At 62.7% G+C, this 20940-nt stretch carries 25 protein-coding genes and 1 other RNA gene; 16 read left to right on the top strand and 10 right to left on the bottom strand.

The genetic code is table 11. The features are described 5' to 3' along the window. Window positions 1-81 precede the first annotated feature (81 nt). From AC1DVW_RS12475 to AC1DVW_RS12460, 4 genes are all read right to left on the bottom strand, one after another. A complete protein-coding gene (locus tag AC1DVW_RS12475; protein WP_477244718.1) occupies window positions 82-306 on the bottom strand; it encodes a ribbon-helix-helix domain-containing protein in 225 nt (74 codons plus the stop codon). Window positions 307-317: 11 nt separating this feature from the next. Further along, window positions 318-506, bottom strand: a complete 189-nt coding sequence (locus tag AC1DVW_RS12470) for a DUF4169 family protein (protein ID WP_477244720.1) — start codon at window positions 504-506, stop codon at window positions 318-320. Window positions 507-529: 23 nt separating this feature from the next. Next, window positions 530-1072 carry an SspB family protein gene (locus AC1DVW_RS12465; protein ID WP_477323430.1) on the bottom strand — a complete coding sequence of 181 codons (543 nt, stop codon included), beginning with the start codon at window positions 1070-1072 and terminating at the stop codon, window positions 530-532. A 118-nt stretch (window positions 1073-1190) separates the two neighbouring features. After that, window positions 1191-1877: a TetR/AcrR family transcriptional regulator gene (locus AC1DVW_RS12460; RefSeq protein ID WP_477323428.1), complete on the bottom strand. Its 687-nt coding sequence runs from the start codon at window positions 1875-1877 to the stop codon at window positions 1191-1193. 186 nt (window positions 1878-2063) lie between these two features. On the opposite strand from AC1DVW_RS12460, the gene AC1DVW_RS12455 reads away from it, so the two are divergent. Next, window positions 2064-3269, top strand: a complete 1206-nt coding sequence (locus AC1DVW_RS12455; RefSeq protein WP_477323426.1) for a multidrug effflux MFS transporter — start codon at window positions 2064-2066, stop codon at window positions 3267-3269. A gap of 59 nt (window positions 3270-3328) precedes the next feature. On the opposite strand, the gene AC1DVW_RS12450 is transcribed toward AC1DVW_RS12455, so the two are convergent. Continuing rightward, a complete protein-coding gene (locus AC1DVW_RS12450; protein ID WP_477323424.1) occupies window positions 3329-4747 on the bottom strand; it encodes an aminotransferase-like domain-containing protein in 1419 nt (472 codons plus the stop codon). 84 nt (window positions 4748-4831) lie between these two features. Here AC1DVW_RS12450 and AC1DVW_RS12445 point away from each other — a divergent pair, with 84 nt between their 5' ends. Then, window positions 4832-5695: a DMT family transporter gene (locus AC1DVW_RS12445; protein ID WP_477323423.1), complete on the top strand. Its 864-nt coding sequence runs from the start codon at window positions 4832-4834 to the stop codon at window positions 5693-5695. A gap of 57 nt (window positions 5696-5752) precedes the next feature. On the opposite strand, the gene ssrA is transcribed toward AC1DVW_RS12445, so the two are convergent. Further along, window positions 5753-6112: a transfer-messenger RNA gene (gene ssrA / locus AC1DVW_RS12440) on the bottom strand. 180 nt (window positions 6113-6292) lie between these two features. Here ssrA and AC1DVW_RS12435 point away from each other — a divergent pair. Both AC1DVW_RS12435 and AC1DVW_RS12430 read left to right on the top strand, forming a co-directional pair. After that, on the top strand, window positions 6293-6604 hold the full coding sequence (locus AC1DVW_RS12435) for a DUF2853 family protein (RefSeq protein ID WP_477312074.1): 312 nt from the start codon (window positions 6293-6295) through the stop codon (window positions 6602-6604). A gap of 241 nt (window positions 6605-6845) precedes the next feature. Then, entirely contained in the window at window positions 6846-7640 is a 795-nt protein-coding gene (locus tag AC1DVW_RS12430; protein WP_477323421.1) for a thymidylate synthase, read from the top strand. Window positions 7641-7820: 180 nt separating this feature from the next. Here the strand turns inward: AC1DVW_RS12430 and AC1DVW_RS12425 are convergent, their stop codons facing one another. Further along, window positions 7821-8027: a TOBE domain-containing protein gene (locus AC1DVW_RS12425; protein ID WP_477323419.1), complete on the bottom strand. Its 207-nt coding sequence runs from the start codon at window positions 8025-8027 to the stop codon at window positions 7821-7823. 173 nt (window positions 8028-8200) lie between these two features. Here AC1DVW_RS12425 and modA point away from each other — a divergent pair, with 173 nt between their 5' ends. From modA to AC1DVW_RS12405, 4 genes are all read left to right on the top strand, one after another. After that, window positions 8201-8998 (top strand): molybdate ABC transporter substrate-binding protein, encoded by a 798-nt coding sequence (modA, locus tag AC1DVW_RS12420; RefSeq protein ID WP_477323418.1) that lies wholly within the window; start codon window positions 8201-8203, stop codon window positions 8996-8998. 15 nt (window positions 8999-9013) lie between these two features. Next, window positions 9014-9718 (top strand): molybdate ABC transporter permease subunit, encoded by a 705-nt coding sequence (gene modB, locus AC1DVW_RS12415; RefSeq protein ID WP_477277163.1) that lies wholly within the window; start codon window positions 9014-9016, stop codon window positions 9716-9718. Beyond that, window positions 9715-10827, top strand: a complete 1113-nt coding sequence (gene modC, locus AC1DVW_RS12410) for a molybdenum ABC transporter ATP-binding protein (protein ID WP_477323416.1) — start codon at window positions 9715-9717, stop codon at window positions 10825-10827. Before modB ends, modC begins: the two co-directional genes overlap by 4 nt. A 90-nt stretch (window positions 10828-10917) precedes the next feature. After that, complete coding sequence (locus tag AC1DVW_RS12405; protein WP_258600902.1) at window positions 10918-11259, top strand: winged helix-turn-helix domain-containing protein; 342 nt, start codon at window positions 10918-10920, stop codon at window positions 11257-11259. Window positions 11260-11341: 82 nt separating this feature from the next. Here AC1DVW_RS12405 and cobF read toward each other — a convergent pair whose 3' ends face one another. Further along, a complete protein-coding gene (cobF, locus tag AC1DVW_RS12400; protein WP_477323414.1) occupies window positions 11342-12103 on the bottom strand; it encodes a precorrin-6A synthase (deacetylating) in 762 nt (253 codons plus the stop codon). Window positions 12104-12245: 142 nt separating this feature from the next. On the opposite strand from cobF, the gene AC1DVW_RS12395 reads away from it, so the two are divergent. From AC1DVW_RS12395 to AC1DVW_RS12365, 7 genes are all read left to right on the top strand, one after another. After that, a complete protein-coding gene (locus AC1DVW_RS12395) occupies window positions 12246-13265 on the top strand; it encodes a DUF4424 domain-containing protein (RefSeq protein WP_477277157.1) in 1020 nt (339 codons plus the stop codon). Then, the gene (locus tag AC1DVW_RS12390) at window positions 13265-13795 is read left to right on the top strand and encodes a dihydrofolate reductase (RefSeq protein ID WP_477323412.1); all 531 of its coding nucleotides are present in this window, start codon (window positions 13265-13267) and stop codon (window positions 13793-13795) included. Before AC1DVW_RS12395 ends, AC1DVW_RS12390 begins: the two co-directional genes overlap by 1 nt. After that, window positions 13792-14406, top strand: coding sequence for a dimethylsulfonioproprionate lyase family protein (locus AC1DVW_RS12385; protein ID WP_477323410.1), 615 nt, complete (start codon window positions 13792-13794; stop codon window positions 14404-14406). The genes AC1DVW_RS12390 and AC1DVW_RS12385 overlap by 4 nt, the downstream gene beginning before the upstream one ends. Window positions 14407-14560: 154 nt before the next feature. Further along, a complete protein-coding gene (gene hflK / locus AC1DVW_RS12380; RefSeq protein ID WP_477244750.1) occupies window positions 14561-15679 on the top strand; it encodes an FtsH protease activity modulator HflK in 1119 nt (372 codons plus the stop codon). Continuing rightward, window positions 15679-16611 (top strand): protease modulator HflC, encoded by a 933-nt coding sequence (gene hflC / locus AC1DVW_RS12375; protein ID WP_477277153.1) that lies wholly within the window; start codon window positions 15679-15681, stop codon window positions 16609-16611. Before hflK ends, hflC begins: the two co-directional genes overlap by 1 nt. Before the next feature lie 6 nt (window positions 16612-16617). Continuing rightward, window positions 16618-16809, top strand: a complete 192-nt coding sequence (locus tag AC1DVW_RS12370) for a DUF2065 domain-containing protein (protein ID WP_477244753.1) — start codon at window positions 16618-16620, stop codon at window positions 16807-16809. A gap of 123 nt (window positions 16810-16932) precedes the next feature. Then, the gene (locus tag AC1DVW_RS12365; protein WP_477323408.1) at window positions 16933-18450 is read left to right on the top strand and encodes a DegQ family serine endoprotease; all 1518 of its coding nucleotides are present in this window, start codon (window positions 16933-16935) and stop codon (window positions 18448-18450) included. A gap of 46 nt (window positions 18451-18496) precedes the next feature. On the opposite strand, the gene AC1DVW_RS12360 is transcribed toward AC1DVW_RS12365, so the two are convergent. Both AC1DVW_RS12360 and serB read right to left on the bottom strand, forming a co-directional pair. Then, window positions 18497-19069 carry a GNAT family N-acetyltransferase gene (locus AC1DVW_RS12360; RefSeq protein ID WP_477323406.1) on the bottom strand — a complete coding sequence of 191 codons (573 nt, stop codon included), beginning with the start codon at window positions 19067-19069 and terminating at the stop codon, window positions 18497-18499. Continuing rightward, window positions 19066-19953, bottom strand: a complete 888-nt coding sequence (gene serB, locus AC1DVW_RS12355; protein WP_477323404.1) for a phosphoserine phosphatase SerB — start codon at window positions 19951-19953, stop codon at window positions 19066-19068. Before serB ends, AC1DVW_RS12360 begins: the two co-directional genes overlap by 4 nt. Between serB and miaA the strand changes: the two genes are divergently transcribed. Further along, complete coding sequence (gene miaA, locus AC1DVW_RS12350; protein ID WP_477323403.1) at window positions 19943-20911, top strand: tRNA (adenosine(37)-N6)-dimethylallyltransferase MiaA; 969 nt, start codon at window positions 19943-19945, stop codon at window positions 20909-20911. The two genes, serB and miaA, sit on opposite strands and share 11 nt — an antisense overlap. Window positions 20912-20940 lie beyond the last annotated feature (29 nt).

Raw genomic sequence — 20940 nt, 5'->3', positions numbered from 1 at the left:
ATGGAATCGGGATGGGGCTCTATCTCTTTGTTTGAGCATGATCTTTTCCGAAAACCGGTTCCCACTTTTCGGGATCATGCTCTAGGCTCCCATCCCGCGCTTTGCCCAGTCCAGCACGTAGAGCCTGAGCGCCGAGGACAAGTTGGCGTCGCGCGGACGGGTTTCGTCGATTTCGGCGACCAGCGCCGCCAATGTCAGTTTTCGCGCAGCCGCGATGACGCTGAGGTCGTCGTAAAACGGCTTTTCGAGCGAATAGCTGGTGCGGTGGCCGCGAATGGTGACCGAGCGTTTTTCGACCGGGCTCACGTCGTCTCGCCCTATTCCGGGTCGGACTTGTCGCGATGATGGCCGGCGACGAACTTTTCGGCCTTGTCGGCGGTCAGGCGATCGTGCTCGCGCTCGCCTTTGGTGCGGCCATGCAGCGCCCGGTTCTGGCTGGCCAGACGGTCCTTCTCAATCCGTGCCTTCTGCTTGCGGGCCTGGCGGAGATTGACGATGTCGGCCATTTTTTCGCGAAGACCTGTCGGGCTCACTTCTTGCGGAAGGCGTCGAGCGAGACGACATCGGCGCTCTTGCCGGCGGCGGCGTCGGCCACGGCAGGCTTCTTTTCGGCCTCGGCGGCAGCCTTCTTCTCCGCCTTCGGCTTTTTCTCGGTGACGATGGCCAGCGGTTCGGGAGCAGGCTTTGCCGTTGGTTCGTCCTCTGCGGGCGTGTCCGTCTTGACGTCGAATTCGAGTTCGAAGTTGACGGACGGGTCGTAAAAGCCGCGCACGGCCGAGAATGGGATTTCCAGCTTTTCCGGCACGTCGGAGAAGGACAGTCCGACTTCGAAGCCGGTGTCGGTCACTTTCAGGTCCCAGTACTGGAACTGGATGACGATGGTCATCTGTTCGGGATAGCGCTCGCGCAGCCTTGAGGACACGCGCACGCCCGGTGCGCCGGTGAGGAAGGTGATGAAGAAATGGTGGTTGCCTGGCAGGCCGGTGCGCGCGACCTCGGCCAGAACCTTGCGCATGACGCCGCGCAACGCCTCCTGGGCCAGAATGTCGTAGCGGATGTGGTCGTCGGCCATGTGGCGGTCGGGTTCCGTTGAATCGTCCGCATAGCTGTAATCAAGCTTGAGGGCGGCGTAAACCTGATATAGCGCCCGACTTCGCAGATGCGAGGGGCGATACCCGCGATTTGGTCGTTCAGGCGCTGGCGAGGGCGTTGTGTTTGTCGGCGCGAACCGCCTGCCGCTTGCCGAAAGCGCGCAGGAAAGTGCGCACGCCATGGGTTGCGGATTGCAGCACCTCATCATCGCCGGGCGAGCCGCCGAGCATGAAGGTTGTCTGCAGTTCGGCATTGGCAAGGGCCAGGAACTGGCGCGCCGCCACATCGGGATCCTCGATCGTCAGGTGCCCGGCATGGGCGAGGCGGGCGAAACGGGCGGCAAGTGCGGGCCATGTCCGGCCTGGCCCCTGGTCGCGCCACTCGGCAAAAAGCTCGGGATAGCGCTCGCCTTCGGTCTGGATCAGCTTGCGCAGGAATTTTCCATCGCGATTGCAGATGCAATTGCGGTTCATGCGCACCGCAAAGCCGATCAGGTCGGCCTCGAGATCCCTGGGTTGGTCGGGGAAGCTGGCGAAGGTGGCAAAGATGCCGGCATTGCAGCGCTCGGTGAGGTCACGCACCACGGCAACGAACAGCCTCTCCTTGTCGCCATGATGGTTGTAGACGGTCTGGCGCGACACGCCGGCCTCGACCGCGATCAGGTCGATGTTGGCGCCGGCAAAGCCTTCCCGGCAAAACACCGAGGCTGCAGCATCAATGATCGATATGCGCTTGGCCTCATGGCCGCGTGGCGGGAAAATGTCAGGAGAGACGTGCAGCTTCATGAAAATCTATATAGAGGTGATTGACGAATTAGACAAGACTGTCTAAATTTGTGGACATAACGCAAAGAGATTTCGCTCCAGAGAGACGAATAGATTCGCTCTGGAGTCGGGATTTCACGGGATGGAACGTCCTAGGGGTAGACGCCGCTTTGCGGCGGCAACCAGAATTCGAAAGAAGCCATTATCATGAGTCCCAAATTCCTCCGCATTGCGGTCGTGCTCGGCCTGTTGTCCGCCATCGGCCCGTTCGCCATCGACATGTATCTTCCCGCGCTGCCCTCGATCGGCGAGGATCTGCACGCCGGCACTGCTGCCGTGCAGATGAGCCTGTTGATCTTTTTCCTGTCGATGGGCTTCGGCCAGATCGTCGTCGGGCCGATCTCCGACATGGTCGGCCGCAAGCTGCCGCTCTATGGCGGCCTCGTGCTGTTCATGATCGGCGGCGTCGGCTCGGCGCTGGCGCCGACCATCGAATGGCTGATCGCTTTCCGCTTCCTGCAGGGTCTTGGCGCAAGCGCCGGCATGGCGGTGCCGCGGGCGATCGTGCGCGATCTGCACACCGGCACTGAAGCGGCCAAGCTGATGTCCTTGTTGATGCTGGTGTTTTCGGTGTCGCCGATCCTGGCGCCGCTGACCGGCAGCCAGATCATCGAGAATTTCGGCTGGCGCGCGGTGTTCTGGACGGTGACGGGTGCGGCACTGCTCGCCACCATCCTTTTGGCGACCTCGCTCAAGGAGACACGGCCGGTCGAAGACCGCGTCGGTTCTTCCTTCGGCACCGCGCTCTCAGGCTACCGCTTGCTGATGGGTGACCGCAACTTCCTCGGCCTGGTGGCCATCGCAGGCTTCGGCATTGCCAGCTTCTTCGTCTATCTCTCCAGCTCGTCCTTCATCCTGATCGACCATTACGGGCTGTCGCCTTCGGTCTACAGCGTGTTCTTCTCGATCAACGCGGTTGCCTTCATCGGCATGTCGCAGCTGACCGGATTGCTAGCCGAGCGGTTTGGGCTGCGGCGCGTAGTGCGTGTCGCGGTGACCGGCTATGCGACGACCATGGTGGTGCTGTTTGCGGTGATGGCAACCGGCGTCGACCGGCTCGACGTGATGGCCGCATTGCTGTTCGTCGGCTACGGCTTCCTCGGTCTCGTCATCCCGACCACGTCGGTGCTGGCCATGGAAGAGCATGGCGAGATCGCCGGAACGGCCTCGGCGCTGATGGGCACGCTGCACTTCGCCATCGGCGCAGTCGCCATGGGTGTCGCCGGTGTGTTCTTCGACGGCACGCCGCTGCCGATGGTGGCCGGCATCACGCTTTGCGCGGTGATCTCGTTCACACTGGCGAAGGTGACGCTTGGCCGTTCGCGCGACGCGGTCGAAGCGCCGGCAGAATAAGCAACACCACCGAGATCGAAAAAGGCCGGGTCAGTGCCGGCCTTTTTCATGAGCGCATTTCAGCCCTGCATCGCCCGTTCAAGCGCCGAGAAGATGCGCGGATCCGATGATTGCGCAACGTTGAAACGCAGATACCCGGTGGCGGATTGCACGAGGCTGAAGGCATTTCCCGGCGCCAGCACGATGTTTTCAGCCAGTGCGCGGCGCGCAATATCGGCCGCGTCCAGGCCCTCAGGCAGCGTGCACCACAGGAACATGCCGCTCCTTGGCTCGATCCATGGCTTGATGCCCATGACCTTCAACCGCGCGCCGGTTTCCGCCATGGCGCGGGACAGGCGATCGTGCAGGCTGTTGATGTGCTTGCGATAGGTTCCATCCCTGAGAATGCCGAGCACAAGCTCGGCGGCAATCGGGCTGCCGCCGAATGAGGTGGCGATCTTCAGGTCGATCAGCCCATCCGTCCAATCGCGTCGGGCGGCGATGAACCCACACCGCGTCGCTGCCGACAGCGTCTTGGAAAAACTGCCGATGTGGATGACCCGGTCGAGCCCGTCAAACGCGGCCAGGCGCGGCGCGGGCTCGTGTTCGAAGTCGGCGAAAATATCGTCCTCGATGATGGTCAGCCCCGATTGCTCGGCGAGCTTCAGCAGCCGGTGTGCAACGACAGGCGAGAGCGTCGCCCCGGTCGGATTGTGGATCGCCGAATTGGTGATGTAGAGGCGCGGCCGATGCTCGCTCAGCGCTTGCCCGAACAGCTCCATGTCGGGGCCGGATTGCGTGTAGGGAACACTGACGACCTTGGCGCGATGCGCACGCAACAAGGCAAGAAAATTGAAATAGCAGGGGTCGTCGACAAGCACCGTGTCACCCGGCTCGAGCAGGAACCGGCACAGGATGTCGATCGCCTGCGTGCCGGATTCCGTCAGCATGATCTGGTCGGGTGCTGCCTCGATGCCACGCTCCGCCATGCGCCGGGACAGAAGCTGGCGCAGCGGCAAAAGGCCAAGTGGCGTGCCGTAGTCGGTCAATACAGCGCCATCGGCGCGGGCAAGGCCGCGCAGCGACCGGCGCAAATCGGCTTGCGGCATCCATGAAGCGGGCAGCCATCCGCAGCCCGGCTTCATTGTGTCGCCGCCGGCTTCCAGCGATTGTCGCGACACCCAGAACGGATCCACGGCGCGATCCAGCCGCGGGCCGATTTCGGCGAGAGCCAAAGGCGGCAGGTGGCCGGCGACATAGAAGCCCGAGCCGCGCCGCGACTGGACGACGCCCTCGGCGACGAGCCGGTCATAGGCTTCGACCACGGTCGACTTCGAAACGTCCATGACTTTGGCAAAGCCGCGGATGGAGGGCAGTTTCGCACCGGGCGCGAGCGTTCGTCCGACGATGCGTTGTCGTATCGCCGCCATGACGCGGCCGACAAGTGTGCCGGTATCGCTCTCCAGCCTGATGTCCATCCGTACTGCTCCTGCAGCCATGACAGTTTGCCGAAACTGTCGTGCACTGTCTCTTAGAAATTGGCTCGACGCAACCGATACTGGCGACGAAACAGGACAGGTGTGATGGACAAGGCGACCAGCGGCTGGATCAACGGCTTTCTCGGGGTGCTGATCTTCAGCGGATCGCTGCCGGCGACACGGGTGGCGGTGGCCGCGTTTGACCCGGTGTTCCTCACTGCCGCCCGCGCGGGAATCGCCGGTGTGCTGGCGCTCTGTCTATTGCTGGCTTTTCGCGAGAAGCGGCCGGGAGCGACCGATATCGTTTCGCTGATCGTCGTCGCCCTTGGCGTCGTCGTCGGGTTCCCCTTGCTGACGGCGCTGGCGCTCAAGCATGTTACGTCCGCGCATTCCATTGTCTTCATCGGCCTGCTGCCGCTGGCGACAGCGATTTTCGGGGTCATACGCGGCGGCGAACGACCACGCCCGGCCTTCTGGCTGTTCTCCTGCCTTGGCAGCAGCCTCGTTGCCGGATTTGCGATGACGCAGAGCTCTTCCGTTTCGCCGGTCTGTGACATGCTGATGCTCGCGGCCGTCGTCGTTTGCGGCCTTGGCTATGCCGAGGGTGCAAAACTGTCGCGAACGCTCGGCGGCTGGCAGGTAATTTCCTGGGCGCTGGTTATCTCGTTGCCGATCATGGCAACGCTGGCCGTCGTCATCATGCCGGCGTCTTTTGCCGGAACGGGGCAGGCGGCCTGGATCGGTCTCGCCTACGTCTCGCTGTTCAGCATGCTGATCGGCTTCATCTTCTGGTACCGGGGGCTCGCCCAGGGCGGCATCGCCGCCGTCGGGCAATTGCAGCTGCTGCAGCCGTTTTTCGGGCTGACCCTGGCCGCGACCTTGCTGCACGAAGCCGTAAGCTGGGCCATGGTCGCCGTTACCGCCGCCGTGGTTCTCTGTGTCGCCGGCGCCAAACGCTTCGCCAAATGATGCGTGCCGCTTGAAGATAGCTTCAGGCTGCAGCGAAACAGGCATGGTGAGGGGAGAAGTGGAGGTTTCTGTTGCCAGGTACCTCCGAACCCCGCCTAGAAGTGCGAACCTCTAGGACTTGAATTGAAGCTATCGCACCGCTTACGCGGCGAGACGTGCTTCCGCATAGTTGTCATTTGCAACTACAGGTTTAGCCCGATGACGGTGGTACCATGCCGGGCAAAAGTACGATCTTTACACCTTCGTCGATCCTATTTCGCCCCCATCAACAGCCGCCCTGAATGACAGAGCGGTTCTTGGTGGAGGCGCCGGGTACCGCCCCCGGGTCCGAACGGCTTATTTCATCGCCCATTTATCGCCATAGTCGGTCAAGCCGACAAAACGAATATAGGGGGCCATCGCAAAAAATGAAAGGCCGCATTGATGCTTTGTCCCCGCGTCGAAGTGTGTGGCAAACGGTGACGCAAAGGGTTGACTTGCAAACGGTCTCAACCGAAGCTTTGCGGTGGTGAGGAGTTAACGACCTAGCGCACAGGTTGCGGCAGCGCGCCACAGCCCTCATCGATCGGATCCGTGGCGCCGACGTGGGGAATTTTGATGGCCGACTATCTCGCAGACGTGAAGAAATACGACGCCGCGGCAAGCGCCGATGCGGTCGCCAAGATCGTCAAGCATCTCGGCATCGCGCTGAGGAACCGCGATTCCTCGCTGGTGTCGTGCACCGATCCCAAGGAACTCGATCGGGTCAAGGCGGGCTGGGTTTCCAAGAAGCTAGGCATCACCGACGGCAGCAAGGCCGATGCCTCGATCGAAAAGGTATGCAAGGCGATGGCGGCCGACAACACCAAGAGCCGTGTGACCTTCTACTATCTGGTCGCCAAGGACCTGGGCAAACTCGGCTCCCTCTGAGACCTTTTTGATAATTCTACTCTGGCGGCCGACTGGCGCGGTTTTCTGCGCTTCCGGTGCTCACGTACCTTAAGTACGCTCCGCTCCGGTTCTCGAAAACCACGCCATTCGACTCGCCAGAGCGAATTCTGAAAAAGGTCTCCACCGCATCAGCCTGCCAGGATGGGTAAGATTTCAGACAGGCGTGGCGTCAGGGCATACTTGCGCTATGATTGGTGAGACCCCGAATCGAGGCGAACCGATGCGCCAATATCTCGACCTTTTGAAGCATGTGCTGGAAAACGGCACCGATCGCGGCGACCGCACCGGCACCGGCACGCGCGGGGTGTTCGGCTACCAGATGCGCTTCGATCTGGCGCGCGGCTTTCCGGTCACCACCACCAAGAAGCTGCACCTGAAGTCGATCGTGCATGAGCTCCTGTGGTTCCTGGCCGGCGACACCAACATAAAGTATCTCAACGACCACGGCGTCTCCATCTGGGATGAATGGGCCGACGAGAACGGCGACCTCGGCCCGGTCTATGGCAAGCAATGGCGCTCGTGGCCGGATGGCCATGGCGGCGGGATCGACCAGATTGCAAATCTTCTCAAGGAGATACGCAAGAACCCTAATTCGCGGCGGCTGATCGTTTCAGCGTGGAACCCGGCCGAGGTGGAAGCCATGGCGCTGCCGCCCTGCCACTGCCTGTTCCAGTTCTATGTTTCGGAGGGCAAGCTCTCCTGCCAACTCTACCAGCGCTCCGCCGACATCTTTCTCGGCGTGCCGTTCAACATCGCGTCCTACGCGCTGCTGACGCTGATGGTGGCGCAAGTCACCGGGCTGAAGCCGGGTGACTTCATCCATACGCTTGGCGACGCGCATCTCTATTCGAACCATTTCGAGCAGGCGCGCGAACAGTTGCGGCGCACGCCCAAGGCGCTGCCGACGCTGTGGATCAATCCCGAGGTGAACGATCTTTTTGCTTTCCGCTTCGAGGATTTCAGGCTCGAGAACTACCTCGCCGATGCCACGATCAAGGCGCCGATCGCGGTCTAAGGCGTGCCGATATTCAGGTGAGGCCGGCCTGCAAATGGCTGATACCTGCGCTTCCGGTGCTCACGTACTTAAGTACGCTCCGCTCCGGTTCTCGGTATCAGCCATTTTCGACTCGGCCTGACCTGAACACACCTTAGGTTCAATGTCGGAATTTGCAGGACGTCTGCCCGACCATCGCTGTCAATCGATGCCGACCATGACGTCCGAGGCCTTGATCACGGCATAGGCCTGCTTGCCCTTTTCAAGCTTGAGGTCGGCGACGGCCTCGTTGGTGATCGAGGCGGTGATGACCGAACCGCCAATGTCGATACGAACGTGCGAGGTTGTGGCGCCTTTGACGATTTCGACGATTGTTCCCTTGAGGATGTTGCGGGCACTGATTTTCAAAATACGTCTCCTTCGATCTTTATTTCGCTGTATCCGATCGAAACCATCGTAGGCTGCGATAGCCTCGAGGCACAATGGTGGCGTAGAGCAAAAGCCTTCCCTTGTTATGTTCATCCGGATATATCGGTCGGCAGGCTGCGAGCCGAGCGAATTTCAAACCCAGGGAGAATTTCATGCTGACGCGCAAAGGTTTTGGATTGAGGGCGATTGCGATCGGTGGTTTTGCGGCGGCGCTGATGGCTGCCGTGCCGGCGGCGCATGCCGAAGACAAGGTCGTGGTTTTTGCCGCGGCGAGCCTCAAGGACGGCCTTGACGCCGTGAACAAGGCCTGCGAGGCCGATGTCGGCGAAGCCGCGACCATTTCCTACGCGGCAAGCTCGGCGCTGGCCAAGCAGATCGAGGGCGGCGCGCCGGCCGATGTCTTCATCTCGGCCGATCTCGACTGGATGAAATACCTTTCCGACAAGAAGCTGACCAAGCCCGACACGCAAGTGAAGCTGCTCGGCAACCAGATCGTGCTGGTGGCGCCGAAGGATTCGAAGGCCGAGACCAAGATCGAGAAGGGTTTCGACCTCGCCAAGCTTATCGGCGACGGCAAGCTCGCCATGGGCGATTTCAAGGCGGTGCCGGCCGGCAAATACGGCAAGGCCGCACTTGAATCGCTCGGCGTCTGGTCCTCGGTCGAGGGCAAGGTGGCGCAGGCCGAGAATGTGCGCGCAGCGCTCAAGCTGGTCTCGACCGGGGAAGCGGCGCTCGGCATCGTCTACGCCACCGACGCGCATGCCGACAAAGCTGTGAAGGTGGTCGGCACCTTCCCCGAGGATTCGCACCCGCCGATCATCTATCCGGTTGCCCAGACGGCCGATTCCAAGGACAAGGATACGCCGGCTTTCCTGAAGTGTCTTGAGTCTGCCAAGGCGGCGGAACTGTTCAAGGCACAAGGCTTCACGATCCTGGCGCCGAGCAACTAAGGCAACGCCTGACGCATGAACTGGCTGCTGGACCTCACTCCCGACGAATGGAATGCGGTCCGGCTGTCCATCAAGGTAGCGACGGTGGCGATGCTCGCCAGCCTGCCACCGGGCATATTGATCGCACTGGTGCTTGCCCGAGGCCAATTCTGGGGCAAGACGCTGCTCAACGGGCTGGTGCATCTGCCGTTGATCCTGCCACCGGTGGTGACCGGCTATTTGCTGCTGCTGACCTTCGGCAAGCGCGGCCCGGCCGGCGCCTTTCTTGCCGAGCATTTCGGCATTGTTTTCTCCTTTCGCTGGACGGGCGCGGCACTGGCCTGTGGCGTCATGGGCTTTCCCCTGATGGTGCGGGCGATCCGGCTGTCGATCGAGGCGGTGGATCGCAAGCTGGAAGCGGCGGCGGGAACGCTTGGCGCCAATCCTGTGTGGGTGTTCGCCACCATCACGCTGCCGTTGATCCTGCCTGGCCTGATTGCCGGCGCCATCCTGTCGTTTGCCAAGGCGATGGGCGAATTCGGCGCGACCATTACCTTCGTTTCCAACATCCCGAACGAGACGCAGACGCTGCCGTCGGCGATTTATACTTTTACGCAGGTGCCGGGCGGCGATGAAGGCGCGCTGCGGCTGACGCTGATCTCGATCGTCATCTCGATGGCGGCGCTGGTCGCCTCGGAAGTGCTGGCGCGGCGCGTCGGCCGGCGGATGGACATCGAATGAGTGTTCTCGTCGACATTAGCCATCGCCTCGGCGATTTCGGCATCGACGCCCGCTTCGAGAGCGACGGGCGGCTGACCGCGCTGTTCGGGCCCTCCGGCTCCGGCAAGACGACGCTGATCAATTTGATCGCCGGGCTGATCCGGCCCGACAAGGGGCGGATCGAAGTCGACGGCCGTGTGCTGGTCGATACCGATGCCGGCCTGTTCATGCCGAAGCACAAAAGGCGAATCGGCATGGTGTTCCAGGACGCGCGGCTGTTTCCGCATCTGAGCGTCGCCGGCAACCTTCGTTATGGCCACTGGTTTACGCCGACGGCGGAGCGCTACGCGGATTTCAATGCGGTGGTCGACTTGCTTGGCATCGCTCATCTGCTCGACCGGCGGCCGGCAAAGCTTTCCGGCGGCGAAAAACAGCGCGTGGCGATCGGCCGGGCGCTGCTGGCCAGTCCGAAACTGCTTTTGATGGACGAGCCGCTGGCTTCGCTCGACGAAGCCCGCAAGGCCGAGATCCTGCCCTATGTCGAGCGGCTGCGCGACGAGACGAAAATCCCGATCGTCTATGTCAGCCATTCCGTCGCCGAGGTGGCGCGGCTGGCAAGCGACGTGGTGGTGCTGTCGCAAGGCCAGGTAGCCGCTTTCGGCCCGACCGGGGCGATCATGCAGCGGCTCGACCTTCTGCCGGCGGAAGAGCGCGGAGAAGGCGGCGCGGTGCTGGACACCAGCGTGCTGCGCCACGACGAGGCGTTCGGCATGACCGTGCTTGGCTCGGCAGCGGGCGAGATCCGTGTGCCGCGGCTGGCAATGGCGGCCGGTGCCCCGGTGCGCATCCGTATTCGCGCCCGCGACGTGATGATCGCCACCGAGCAGCCGGCGGGGCTCAGTGCACTCAACATTTTGCCAGGCACGATCATCGCGATAAAGCCGGGCGAGGGACCCTCGGTCGAAATCGGCATCGACTGCAGCGGCGCCATCGTGCTTGCCCGCATCACCGAGCAGTCGCGGCAGACGCTGAAATTGCGGCTCGGCGGAAAAGTCTTCGCGGTGGTCAAGACGGTGAGCTTCGATCGGGCGAATACCGGCGCCGGCCTGCCTGCCGAGGCGCATGGATAGTCGCGAACGATGTCGTTATATCGATTTGGAATACCGGTGAGCGCGTTGAGGGCCTAATGTGGGTAAGGACGTGACTGCGGAGGACCGGAAATGCCATCGCTGAGCTTGCGCATAAACCTCGATCCGGACGGGCGCATCGGACCCGGCAAGATCGAGCTTCTCGAGCAGATCGCCGCCTTCGGCTCGATCTCGGCCGCGGCGCGCGGCATGGAGATGTCCTACAAGCACGCCTGGGATCTGGTTGAGGACATGAACCGGGTGTTCGGCAAGCCGCTGGTCGCAGCGCAGACCGGTGGCAGAAAAGGCGGCGGCGCCCAATTGACGTCTGTAGGGCTCGCCGTGGTCAGCCGCTTTCGCGCCATAGAACGGGCGGCGACGTCCGCGGCAGCGACGCATATGGAGGCACTGCAGGCGGAGATTGATGCGGGGTGAGGGAATAGGCAGTAGTGAGTAGGCAGTAGGCAGTAGGCAGTAGGGAACGACGCCGGCTTCACCGCTCACTATCGACTACTCCCTATTCCTGCTTGCGCAGCAGATACGTGTCCATGATCCAGCCCTTCATCCGGCGGGCTTCTTCGCGAGTTTTCTCGATCGCGGCGCCGACATCACCAAGGCGGCCGGCGATCAGGATCTCGTCGGGCGTGCCGAGATAGGCGCCCCAGTGGATGATGAGATCCTTGTCGGCCAGCGTGTTGAAGGCGCATTTGCCGTCGAGCATGACGACTGTGCTGCCGGCATTTTCGGCCATGCCTTCCTCGGTGAGGCGGCGACCGGTGGTGACCAGGATGGAATCGCCGATGTGGTTCAGCGCCATTTTGTGGCCGGCGGCGAGCGCCTGGACGGCGGTGATGCCGGGAATGACTTCCAGCTCGAACCCGACATTGCCTCTGAGCCCCACCCGCTCGAGGATGCGCAGCGCGCTGTCATAGAGCGACGGGTCGCCCCAGATCAGGAAGGCGCCGCAGCCGTCGTCTGCAAGCTCGTCGCGGATCAGGCCTTCGTAAATCGCCGCGATCGCCTCATGCCAGTCATCGACGGTCGAGCGATAAGAGGGCGCCGGTTCGGCGCGCACCGGCACGTCGAACTCGACTCGACGCGATTTCGGATTGGTGACGAAACGGTCGCAGATATGGCGGCGCAATTCGGCAAGGTCGTTCTTTTTCGTGCCCTTGTCGGGGATAAACAGGACGTCCGCCCGGTTCAGGCCGTCGATGGCCTGGACCGTCATGTGGTCGGGATTGCCGGCGCCGATGCCGATGACGAGAAGCTTGCGCATGGGCGAACTCCTGCCCGATCGCAACGTCGGTGTCCAGACGGCCATGACATGTGCGCAAGCCTTGCCGGGCATGTTGAAGGGCTTTGAAACGCCACATTGAAACGTCTAGTGTCGCCGCGGCATTCTTGCCGAGGGGGCTTCCATGTTTCGTACCATCCTGATCGCAGCGCTGGCGCTTTCTGCCGCACCTGCATTGGCCAATGATTCGGTCGCCGAACTCGGCACCGGCGGGCTGATCCTGTCGCGCAGCGATGCGGTGTCGATGCAAAGCGAGGATCTCTTTATCTCGCCGGAAAAGGTGACGGTCGACTACGTCTTCCACAACAACACCGACAAGGATGTCGATGCCATCGTCGCCTTCCCGTTGCCTGACATCGAAGGTAACCCGGAGGAAATGCCGGCGATCCCTGAAAATCAGAGCGACAATTTCCTTGGCTTCGAGGTGACGATCGATGGCGTTGCGGCAAAGCCGCAGCTCGAGCAGAAGGTGTTTGCGCTCGGCATCGACATCGGCGCCGATCTGAAGGCGCAGAACGTGCCGTTCAATCCATTCGGCGATGCGGCAAAGGCGGCCCTGGCGAAGCTGCCGAAGGCGGTAGCCGAGGATTGGGAGAACCGTGGCATCATCATCGAGGATACGGGAAGCGACGGTACTGAGGCGAACAAGGTCTATACGCCGTGGTGGCAGTTGCGCTCGACCTATTGGTGGCACTCGACCTTTCCGGCCAACAAGGATGTCCATGTCTCGCACCGCTACAAGCCCAGCGTCGGCGGCACGTCATCCGTCAGCTTCTTCTATGACGGCAAGTTCCAGGGTAGCCAGTATGCTCCCTACAAGACCCGCTATTGCCTGGACAACGATTTCGAGAATGCGGTGAGCAAGGCGGCCAAGGAAGATCCGGACGGTTATCCCAAATTCTACGAGAAACGCATCTCCTATATCCTGACCACCGGCGGCAACTGGGCGAACGGCAGCATCGGCAAGTTCAAGTTGACCGTCGACAAGGGCAATCCGAAAGCGCTGATCTCGTTCTGCGGTGACAATGTCAAAAAGGTCGGGCCGACGACCTTCGAGACGACGGCGAAGGATTTCTATCCCGAGCACAACATCGACCTATTGCTTTTGGAGCCGTCGGATGACGACGCCGGGGAAGCCAACTGATGGACCTCGCGATCTATGTTGCCATTGCCGAGAATGGCGTGATCGGACGCGATGGCGGCTTGCCATGGCGGCTTTCCACCGATCTCAAGCGCTTCAAGGCCGATACGATGGGCAAGCCGATCATCATGGGCCGCAAGACCTATGAAGGCATCGGCCGGCCCTTGCCGGGCAGGCTGAATATTGTGGTGACCCGCGACAAGGCCTGGCGCGCCGAGGGCATCGAAATCGCGCATTCGCTCGACGAGGCCATCAAACTGGCGACCGTGCGTGGGCGCTGCATGGCCGGCGCCGACGAAATCTGCGTCGTCGGCGGCGGCGAGATCTATGCTCAGGCGCTGCCGCTGGCCGACCGTCTGCACGTCACCCATGTGCTGGCCAGTGTCGATGGCGACGCGCATTTCCCTGACATCGACCCGGATTTGTGGCGGCTTGTCAGTTCGCAGGATATCCCAGCTGGTGAAAAGGACAGCCATGCGACGCGCTATTCGGTTTACGAGCGCCGCCGGCCAATGACACAGGTATTTACATGACGGTCAGCATGCATCGGCCGCTCGGTGCTTTCATGGATTTGCTCAGTATGGAGATCCGCTCACGCATGGGAAATGATCCGGCGCGCGATGCTGCCCATAGGCGGATTTTCGGCGACATGGCACTTGAGGCGCCGCAGGCGAGCCATGAGCGGCCCCAACGCCAGCCGGCCTGCCGTCATCTTGCGGCGTGCTTTGCCGATCTTGAAAAGCTCGGCGGCAATCTCGGCAAGCTCGCTGTCGCGTTGCGTGAGATCGAACCCAATCTCCGCTGGAACAACCAAAGCGAGCGTCGCAAGTCGGCGGTGTTGGCTGAGAACTACGCCGATTCCTTCATTGTCGGTCCGCGCGGCTTCGTCCAGAGCAGCGCAATCGAGATCGGAGTCTCGGTGATGGCGCCGCACACGACGTATCCCGACCATAGGCATCCACCGGAAGAGCTCTATCTTGTCTTGTCGCAGGGCGAGTGGCGGCAGAATGCCGACGCGTGGCACGAGCCGGGCGTCGGCGGAGTCGTCTACAATCCGGCTAACATCGTCCATGCCATGCGTGCCAACGCGAAGCCACTTTTTGCTATTTGGTGCCTGCCCTTAGACAATGGGCCGCATTCATAGGGCGACTTATTGGAATTTGCCGCTTTCGCCGGCTCAAATCGGACAATGCAGTGTCGGATCGCGTTGAAAGCGCGCCCGGGCATCCCTATAGAAGAACAACTGGATTTCGCGCCGCAACGCCGGCGCCGAGGGAATTCCAAGCGAAAGGACATTCATGCCCTGGAACGATAAAAGCGGCGGTGGCGGCGGCCCATGGGGCGGCGGCGGCGGCAACAATCAGGGGCCCTGGGGGCAGGGACCAAAGGGACCGAGCGGTCCGCAAGGCTCGCCTCCCGATCTTGAAGACATCATCCGGCGCGGCCAGGACAGGCTCCGGCGCGCGCTGCCCGGCGGTGGCGGCGCCAGCCCCGCCGTCTTCGCACTGATCGCGGCCGCACTGGTCGTGCTGTGGGCATTCAAGGCGGTCTACACCGTGCAACCCGATGAGGTTGCGGTGGAGTTGCGCTTCGGCAAGCCGAAGGCCGAACTCTCGCAACCCGGCCTGCATTTCCATTGGTGGCCGATCGAAACGGTCGAGACGGCCAACATCGCAGAGCAGCTCGTCGATATCGGTGGCGGCAACACCAGCGGCAACGGCCTGATGCTTTCCGGCGACCAGAACATCGTCAACGTGCAGTTCTCGGTGGCCTATCAGGTTTCCGATCCGCGGGCCTATCTGTTCGACGTCTCCGATCCCGAAGGCATGCTGCAGCAGGTCGCCGAAAGCGCCATGCGCGAAGCCGTCGGCCGGCGACCGGCCCAGGACATCTTCCGCGACGACCGCCAGGGTATTGCAGCGTCGGTGCGCGAAATCATCCAGACGACCCTGGACGGCTACAAGGCCGGCCTGAACGTCAATGCGGTTTCGATCGAGGACGCGGCGCCGCCGCGCGATGTCGCCGACGCGTTCGACGAAGTGCAGCGCGCCGAGCAGGACGAGGACAAGTTCGTCGAGCAGGCCAACCAGTATTCCAACCAGAAGTTGGGCCAGGCGCGCGGCGCGGCGGCACAGGTCCGCGAGGATGCGGCCGCTTACAAGAACCGTGTCGTGCAGGAGGCCGAAGGCGAGGCGCAGCGCTTCATCTCGGTCTATGACGAATACGCCAAGGCGCCGGATGTGACGCGCAAGCGGCTTTATCTGGAAACCATGGAGAAGGTCCTGAAAGACTCAAACAAGGTCATCGTCGAACAGGGCAACGGGCAAGGGGTCGTTCCCTATCTGCCGCTGCCGGCACTGCAGCAGAAGGCGCCGGCGCCTTCTGCGCTGGGTACGACCACGGGAGTAGCCCAGTGATGGCCAACCGTCTCCCCATCCTCGCGGTCGTCGCCGCGGTCATCCTGTTCCTGATCTATTCGTCTGTCTTCGTCGTCAACGCACGCCAGCAGGCGCTGGTGCTGCGCTTCGGCGAGATCGTCGACGTCAAGAATGAGCCCGGCATCTATTTCAAGGCGCCTTTCGCCTTCTTCGATGCCGACAGCGTGCAATTGATCGAAAACCGGGTGCTGCGCTTCGATCTCGATAACATCCGCGTCCAGGTTTCGGGCGGCAAGTTCTATGAGGTCGACGCTTTCATCGCCTATCGCATCTCGGATCCGCGCGTGTTCCGCGCCGCCGTATCCGGTCAGATCGGACTGGCCGAGGCACGGCTACGGACGCGTCTCGATGCGGCGCTGCGCCGTGTCTACGGTCTGCGCGACTTCGAGGCAGCACTCTCTGAGGAGCGTGCCGTGATGATGCGCGAAGTGCGCGATCAGCTCAGGCCCGACGCCACCTCGCTCGGCCTGCAGATCGAGGACGTGCGCATCCGCCGGACCGACCTGACGGCCGAGGTTTCGCAGCAGACGTTCGACCGCATGAAGGCTGAACGTCTGGCCGAGGCCGAGCGGCTCAGGGCGCGCGGCAAAGAGGCGGCGCAGCGCATCACCGCCCGCGCCGACCGTGAAGTGGTGGAGATCGTCGCCGAAGCACAGAAGGAATCGGAGATACTGCGCGGTGAGGGCGAAGCCCAGCGCAGCGCCACCTTCGCCGATGCCTACAAACGCGATCCGGCCTTCTTCGATTTCTACCGGTCGATGAGCGCCTATGGCACGGCGCTGGACAATAGCGGCACGACGATGGTGCTGTCGCCGAACTCGGAGTTCTTCCGCTTCTTCCGCGACCCCGACGGCAAGGCTCCGCCGGCAGCACCCGCTGCACCGGCTACACAGCCGAGCACCGGCCAGTAACGGCCGGTGCAGGATTTCCTGGCGGCAATAGGCCTGGTCCTCGTCATCGAGGGCCTGGTCTATGGCGGCTTTCCGAACCTCGCCAAAAAACTTGCCGGGGAGGTGCTGTCGATGCCGGAGAATGCGCTGCGCATTGCCGGGTTGGCTGCGATCGCCATCGGTGTCGGCATCGTCTGGCTGGTGCGCGGTTGGCTGTAACGGAGGATTTATCCTCTGCCGGTAGTCATAGCCGCAAACGTGCCGTATTTTTTGCCAACATGGCGCGACGCGGCATTTTGCCAAAGCGCTTTTCTTTTTCTTAAAACACCGGGAGGCTTCTCGATGACATCCAACACCCTTCTGCGCGCAGCGAGGCGGACGTTCATCGCCGGCGCAGCGGCACTTCTCGTCGGCGCCGTTGCCGTCCCGTCCTTCGTGACGCCGACGGTGGCCGCGGACGGGCCGGCTTCGGTCGCCGACCTTGCCGAGGGCCTGCTTGGCGCGGTGGTCAACATCTCGACCTCGCAGACGGTGAAGGGCACGGAAGGTCCGGGCGCGGTGCCGATGCCGCAGCTTCCGGAAGGTTCGCCCTTCCAGGATTTCTTCGACGATTTCTTCAAGAACCGTGGCGGCGACAAGGATGGCGGCGCGCAGAAAGTGCAGTCGCTGGGTTCCGGCTTCGTGGTCGACGCCGAGCAGGGCATCGTCGTCACCAACAACCACGTCATTGCCGACGCCGATGATATCGAGGTGAATTTCTCCGATGGCATCACGCTGAAGGCGACGCTGGTCGGCACCGACACCAAGACCGATGTTGCCGTGCTGAAGGTCGACCCGAAAGGGCACAAGCTGACAGCGGTCAAGTTCGGCGATTCCAACAAGATGCGTGTCGGCGACTGGGTGATGGCGATCGGCAATCCGTTCGGCCTCGGCGGCACGGTGACGGTCGGCATCGTTTCGGCCCGCAACCGCGACATCAATTCCGGCCCCTATGACGACTTCATCCAGACCGATGCCGCCATCAACCGCGGCAATTCCGGTGGACCGCTGTTCAACAGCGTGGGCGAGGTCATCGGCATCAACACCGCGATCATCTCGCCGTCAGGCGGCTCTATCGGCATCGGCTTCTCGATCCCCTCGCAGCTCGCCTCGGGCGTCGTCGACCAACTTCGCCAGTTCGGCGAGACGCGGCGCGGCTGGCTTGGCGTGCGCATCCAGCCGGTGACCGACGACATCGCCGAAAGCCTCGGCATGGCGACAGCCAAGGGCGCGTTGGTCGCCGGTGTCATCAAGGGTGGACCGGTCGACAACGGCACCATCCTGGCCGGCGACGTCATCATCAAGTTCGACGGCAAGGACATCCATGAAATGCGCGACCTGCCGCGCGTCGTGGCGGAAAGCCCGGTCGGCAAGGCGGTCGACGTGATCATCGTGCGCAAGGGCGTCGAGCAGACGGTGAAGGTGACGCTCGGCCGGCTCGAGGATGGTGAAAAGCTCGCCAGCGGCGAAGACGGCACTGCCGACGAGGACAAGGGCGGCGACAAGGCGCCGGCGGTTTCAACGGCTTCGGTGCTCGGCATGACCGTCGGCGAACTCAACGACGAGACGCGGACCAAGTTCGGCATCGCCGCCGACGTTTCCGGCGTCGTCATCACCGACGTCACCAAGGATTCGGCCGCGGCCGAACGCGGCATCCAGGCCGGCGAGGTGATCACCGAGATCGCGCAGGAATCGGTTGCCACGCCCAAGGACGTCATGGACCGGATCGGCGCGCTGAAGGAGCAGGGGCGCAAGAACGCGCTGTTGATGCTGGCGTCCAAGACCGGCGAATTGCGGTTCGTTACGATCCGCATGGATTGAATCCGGAAGGGCCGATAACGCTCTGATCCTGATATGAAAAAGGCGGCTACTTAGCCGCCTTTTTTCTTGCCTGCCAGTCCTGCCGCGAAAGCCGGTAGAGGACGTGCCTCTTGAGATGAGGGTGGCTGTCGGGAATCTCTGGATGATCGAAGTCTCTCGATGGATCGGCGGTCATGCCGAGACGCTCCATGACGGCCGTCGAGCGGCGGTTGGCCGCGACGGCGAAGGAGACGATTTCGTCGCGATCAAGCGTTTCGAAGCCAAAGGCGAGCCAGGCTTCGGAGGCCTCGGTGACATAGCCCTTGCCCCAGAATTCGGGCGCCAGCCGCCAGCCGATCTCGATCGTATCTGAAGGCATGGACGGCACGTGATCGGTCTCCAAGAGGCCGACAAAGCCAATGCATTCGCCCGTCGCGGCAATCGCGGCGGCGGCAAAACCAAAGCCGTCCTCGGCGATCCAGCCCCGAAATTCGTCCATCTTGGCATCCGTCTCGGCACGCTCGCGGCGGAACGGAAAGAATTCCATCACCCGCTCGTCCGAATTGATGCGATGAAAGAGTTCGCGATCGCGGTCTTCCCAGTTGCGCAGGATCAGGCGCTCGGTGCGCATAGGTTTCATCCGGCAAACTCCTCCTGGTGATAGCCCTGGAGATAGAGCAGCGCCGTCAGATCGCCATGGTCGATGCGAACCTTGGCTTGCGCGGCCACAGTCGGCTTGGCGTGCAGCGCAACACCGGTGCCGGCCAGCCGGATCATGTCGAGGTCGTTGGCGCCGTCGCCGACGGCAATGGCGTCGGCCGCAGTCAGGCCCAGGCGGGCCGAAATCTCGTTCAGGGCATCGGCCTTGGCGGCGCGGCCGAGGATCGGCTCGGCGACCAGGCCGGCAAAGCGCCTGTTTTCCTCGATCAGGCGGTTGGCGCGGTTTTCCTGAAAGCCGAGCATGCCCGCGATGCGGCTGGTAAAGACGTCGAAGCCGCCGGAGACGAGTGCCGTCCAGGCGCCGTTCTTCCGCATCGTCTGCACCAGAGCGCGGCCGCCGGAGGCCAGCGTCAGCCGATTGGCGATGATGCGGTCGACCACGGCAGTGTCGAGGCCTTTCAACAACGCCACCCGCTCGCGCAGGGCCGGTTCGAACGCGATCTCGCCATTCATCGAGCGCGCCGTGATGGCGGCGACACGATCCTTGACGCCGATCTCGTCGGCAAGCTCGTCGATGCACTCCTGGTCTATCATGGTCGAATCCATATCGGCGATGAGGATCTTTTTTCGCCTGCCGTCAGATGGCTGGACGATCACGTCGAGCGGTTCGGACGCCAGCGCGATGCGCAGGCTGGCGGTCGTCTCCGTGGCTTTGGCGGCCTCGGGCAGGACAAGATCGCAAGCGATGCCTTCGGCCAGCCAGCGAACAGCGCTTGCGCCGACCGACCGTGACGCCATATTCGCAAGCGAGGCCGACAATGCGTGGCCGGCGGGATGGGACACAAGCGTGGCGATGAGCGGCATTGAAAATTCCGACGAGCAGGCGGGCGAGGGCCGCGTGAAGAACGCGATCCTGATAGCCGGGCCGACCGCCAGCGGCAAGTCGGCGCTGGCGCTCGATCTCGCCGAGCGCAAGGGCGGTGTCATCGTCAACACCGATTCCATGCAGTGCTATTCGGTGCTCGACGTGCTGACGGCGCGGCCGCGTGCGGCCGAGCTCGCCCGCGCGCCGCATTTCCTCTACGGCCACGTTCCTCCGTCGACTGCCTATTCCACCGGCGCGTGGTTGCGCGACGTGATGAAGCTGATCGACGACGGCACGCTTTCCGGGCGACCTGACGGCACGTTCTTCGAACGGCCAGTGATTTTCGTCGGCGGCACCGGGCTTTACTTCCGGGCGCTGGCGGAAGGCATTTCGGAAATGCCCGACATTCCGCAGCCGATCCGCGACCGCTGGCGCTATGAACTCAAGGAGCAGGGGTCGGAAAAGCTGCACCGCATCCTGCTGCATGAGGATTCGGCGGTTGCCATGTCGCTGAAGCCGACAGACAGCCAGCGCATCGTGCGCGCGCTCGAAGTGCTCGATGCGTCTGGCCGTTCCATCCGGGAGTGGCAAGCGGCGCGCGGCCGGCCGCTGATCGACCGCGGCAGCGCAAAATTCCTGGTGATCGAGCCGGACCGCGCGGCCCTGGTGGAACGCATCGAGGCGCGGTTCGACCGCATGCTTGACCAGGGCGCGCTGGAAGAGGTCAAACAGTTGATGGCGCTCGGCCTCGACCCTGATATGCCGGCGATGAAGGCGATCGGCGTGCGCGAACTGCAGGCGGCGATGGCCGGGGACATGAGCTTTCCCGAAGCCATCGAACGGGCCAAGATCGCGACACGGCAATATGCCAAGCGTCAGGCGACCTGGTTCAGGCACCAGCTAGGCCCGCAATGGCGCAGATTGCTGCCCGGCGACATCTCGGAAATCGCCATCTGAGTCGACGCTTCTCAACCAATCTTAAAAGT

The organism is Mesorhizobium sp. P3_B5 (assembly GCF_056402815.1).
The sequence above is the reverse complement of the archived record's forward strand: the minus strand, read 5'-3'. Positions and strand labels throughout refer to the sequence as shown.

Coding starts and splice junctions, on each gene's coding strand:
- AC1DVW_RS12470 (WP_477244720.1), bottom strand. CDS start 506: ATGGCCGACATCGTCAATCTCCGCCAGGCCCGCAAGCAGAAGGCACGG.
- AC1DVW_RS12465 (WP_477323430.1), bottom strand. CDS start 1,072: ATGGCCGACGACCACATCCGCTACGACATTCTGGCCCAGGAGGCGTTG.
- AC1DVW_RS12460 (WP_477323428.1), bottom strand. CDS start 1,877: ATGAAGCTGCACGTCTCTCCTGACATTTTCCCGCCACGCGGCCATGAG.
- AC1DVW_RS12455 (WP_477323426.1), top strand. CDS start 2,064: ATGAGTCCCAAATTCCTCCGCATTGCGGTCGTGCTCGGCCTGTTGTCC.
- AC1DVW_RS12450 (WP_477323424.1), bottom strand. CDS start 4,747: ATGGCTGCAGGAGCAGTACGGATGGACATCAGGCTGGAGAGCGATACC.
- AC1DVW_RS12445 (WP_477323423.1), top strand. CDS start 4,832: ATGGACAAGGCGACCAGCGGCTGGATCAACGGCTTTCTCGGGGTGCTG.
- AC1DVW_RS12435 (WP_477312074.1), top strand. CDS start 6,293: ATGGCCGACTATCTCGCAGACGTGAAGAAATACGACGCCGCGGCAAGC.
- AC1DVW_RS12430 (WP_477323421.1), top strand. CDS start 6,846: ATGCGCCAATATCTCGACCTTTTGAAGCATGTGCTGGAAAACGGCACC.
- modA (WP_477323418.1), top strand. CDS start 8,201: ATGCTGACGCGCAAAGGTTTTGGATTGAGGGCGATTGCGATCGGTGGT.
- modB (WP_477277163.1), top strand. CDS start 9,014: ATGAACTGGCTGCTGGACCTCACTCCCGACGAATGGAATGCGGTCCGG.
- modC (WP_477323416.1), top strand. CDS start 9,715: ATGAGTGTTCTCGTCGACATTAGCCATCGCCTCGGCGATTTCGGCATC.
- AC1DVW_RS12405 (WP_258600902.1), top strand. CDS start 10,918: ATGCCATCGCTGAGCTTGCGCATAAACCTCGATCCGGACGGGCGCATC.
- cobF (WP_477323414.1), bottom strand. CDS start 12,103: ATGCGCAAGCTTCTCGTCATCGGCATCGGCGCCGGCAATCCCGACCAC.
- AC1DVW_RS12395 (WP_477277157.1), top strand. CDS start 12,246: ATGTTTCGTACCATCCTGATCGCAGCGCTGGCGCTTTCTGCCGCACCT.
- AC1DVW_RS12390 (WP_477323412.1), top strand. CDS start 13,265: ATGGACCTCGCGATCTATGTTGCCATTGCCGAGAATGGCGTGATCGGA.
- AC1DVW_RS12385 (WP_477323410.1), top strand. CDS start 13,792: ATGACGGTCAGCATGCATCGGCCGCTCGGTGCTTTCATGGATTTGCTC.
- hflK (WP_477244750.1), top strand. CDS start 14,561: ATGCCCTGGAACGATAAAAGCGGCGGTGGCGGCGGCCCATGGGGCGGC.
- hflC (WP_477277153.1), top strand. CDS start 15,679: ATGGCCAACCGTCTCCCCATCCTCGCGGTCGTCGCCGCGGTCATCCTG.
- AC1DVW_RS12365 (WP_477323408.1), top strand. CDS start 16,933: ATGACATCCAACACCCTTCTGCGCGCAGCGAGGCGGACGTTCATCGCC.
- AC1DVW_RS12360 (WP_477323406.1), bottom strand. CDS start 19,069: ATGAAACCTATGCGCACCGAGCGCCTGATCCTGCGCAACTGGGAAGAC.
- miaA (WP_477323403.1), top strand. CDS start 19,943: ATGAGCGGCATTGAAAATTCCGACGAGCAGGCGGGCGAGGGCCGCGTG.
- serB (WP_477323404.1), bottom strand. CDS start 19,953: ATGCCGCTCATCGCCACGCTTGTGTCCCATCCCGCCGGCCACGCATTG.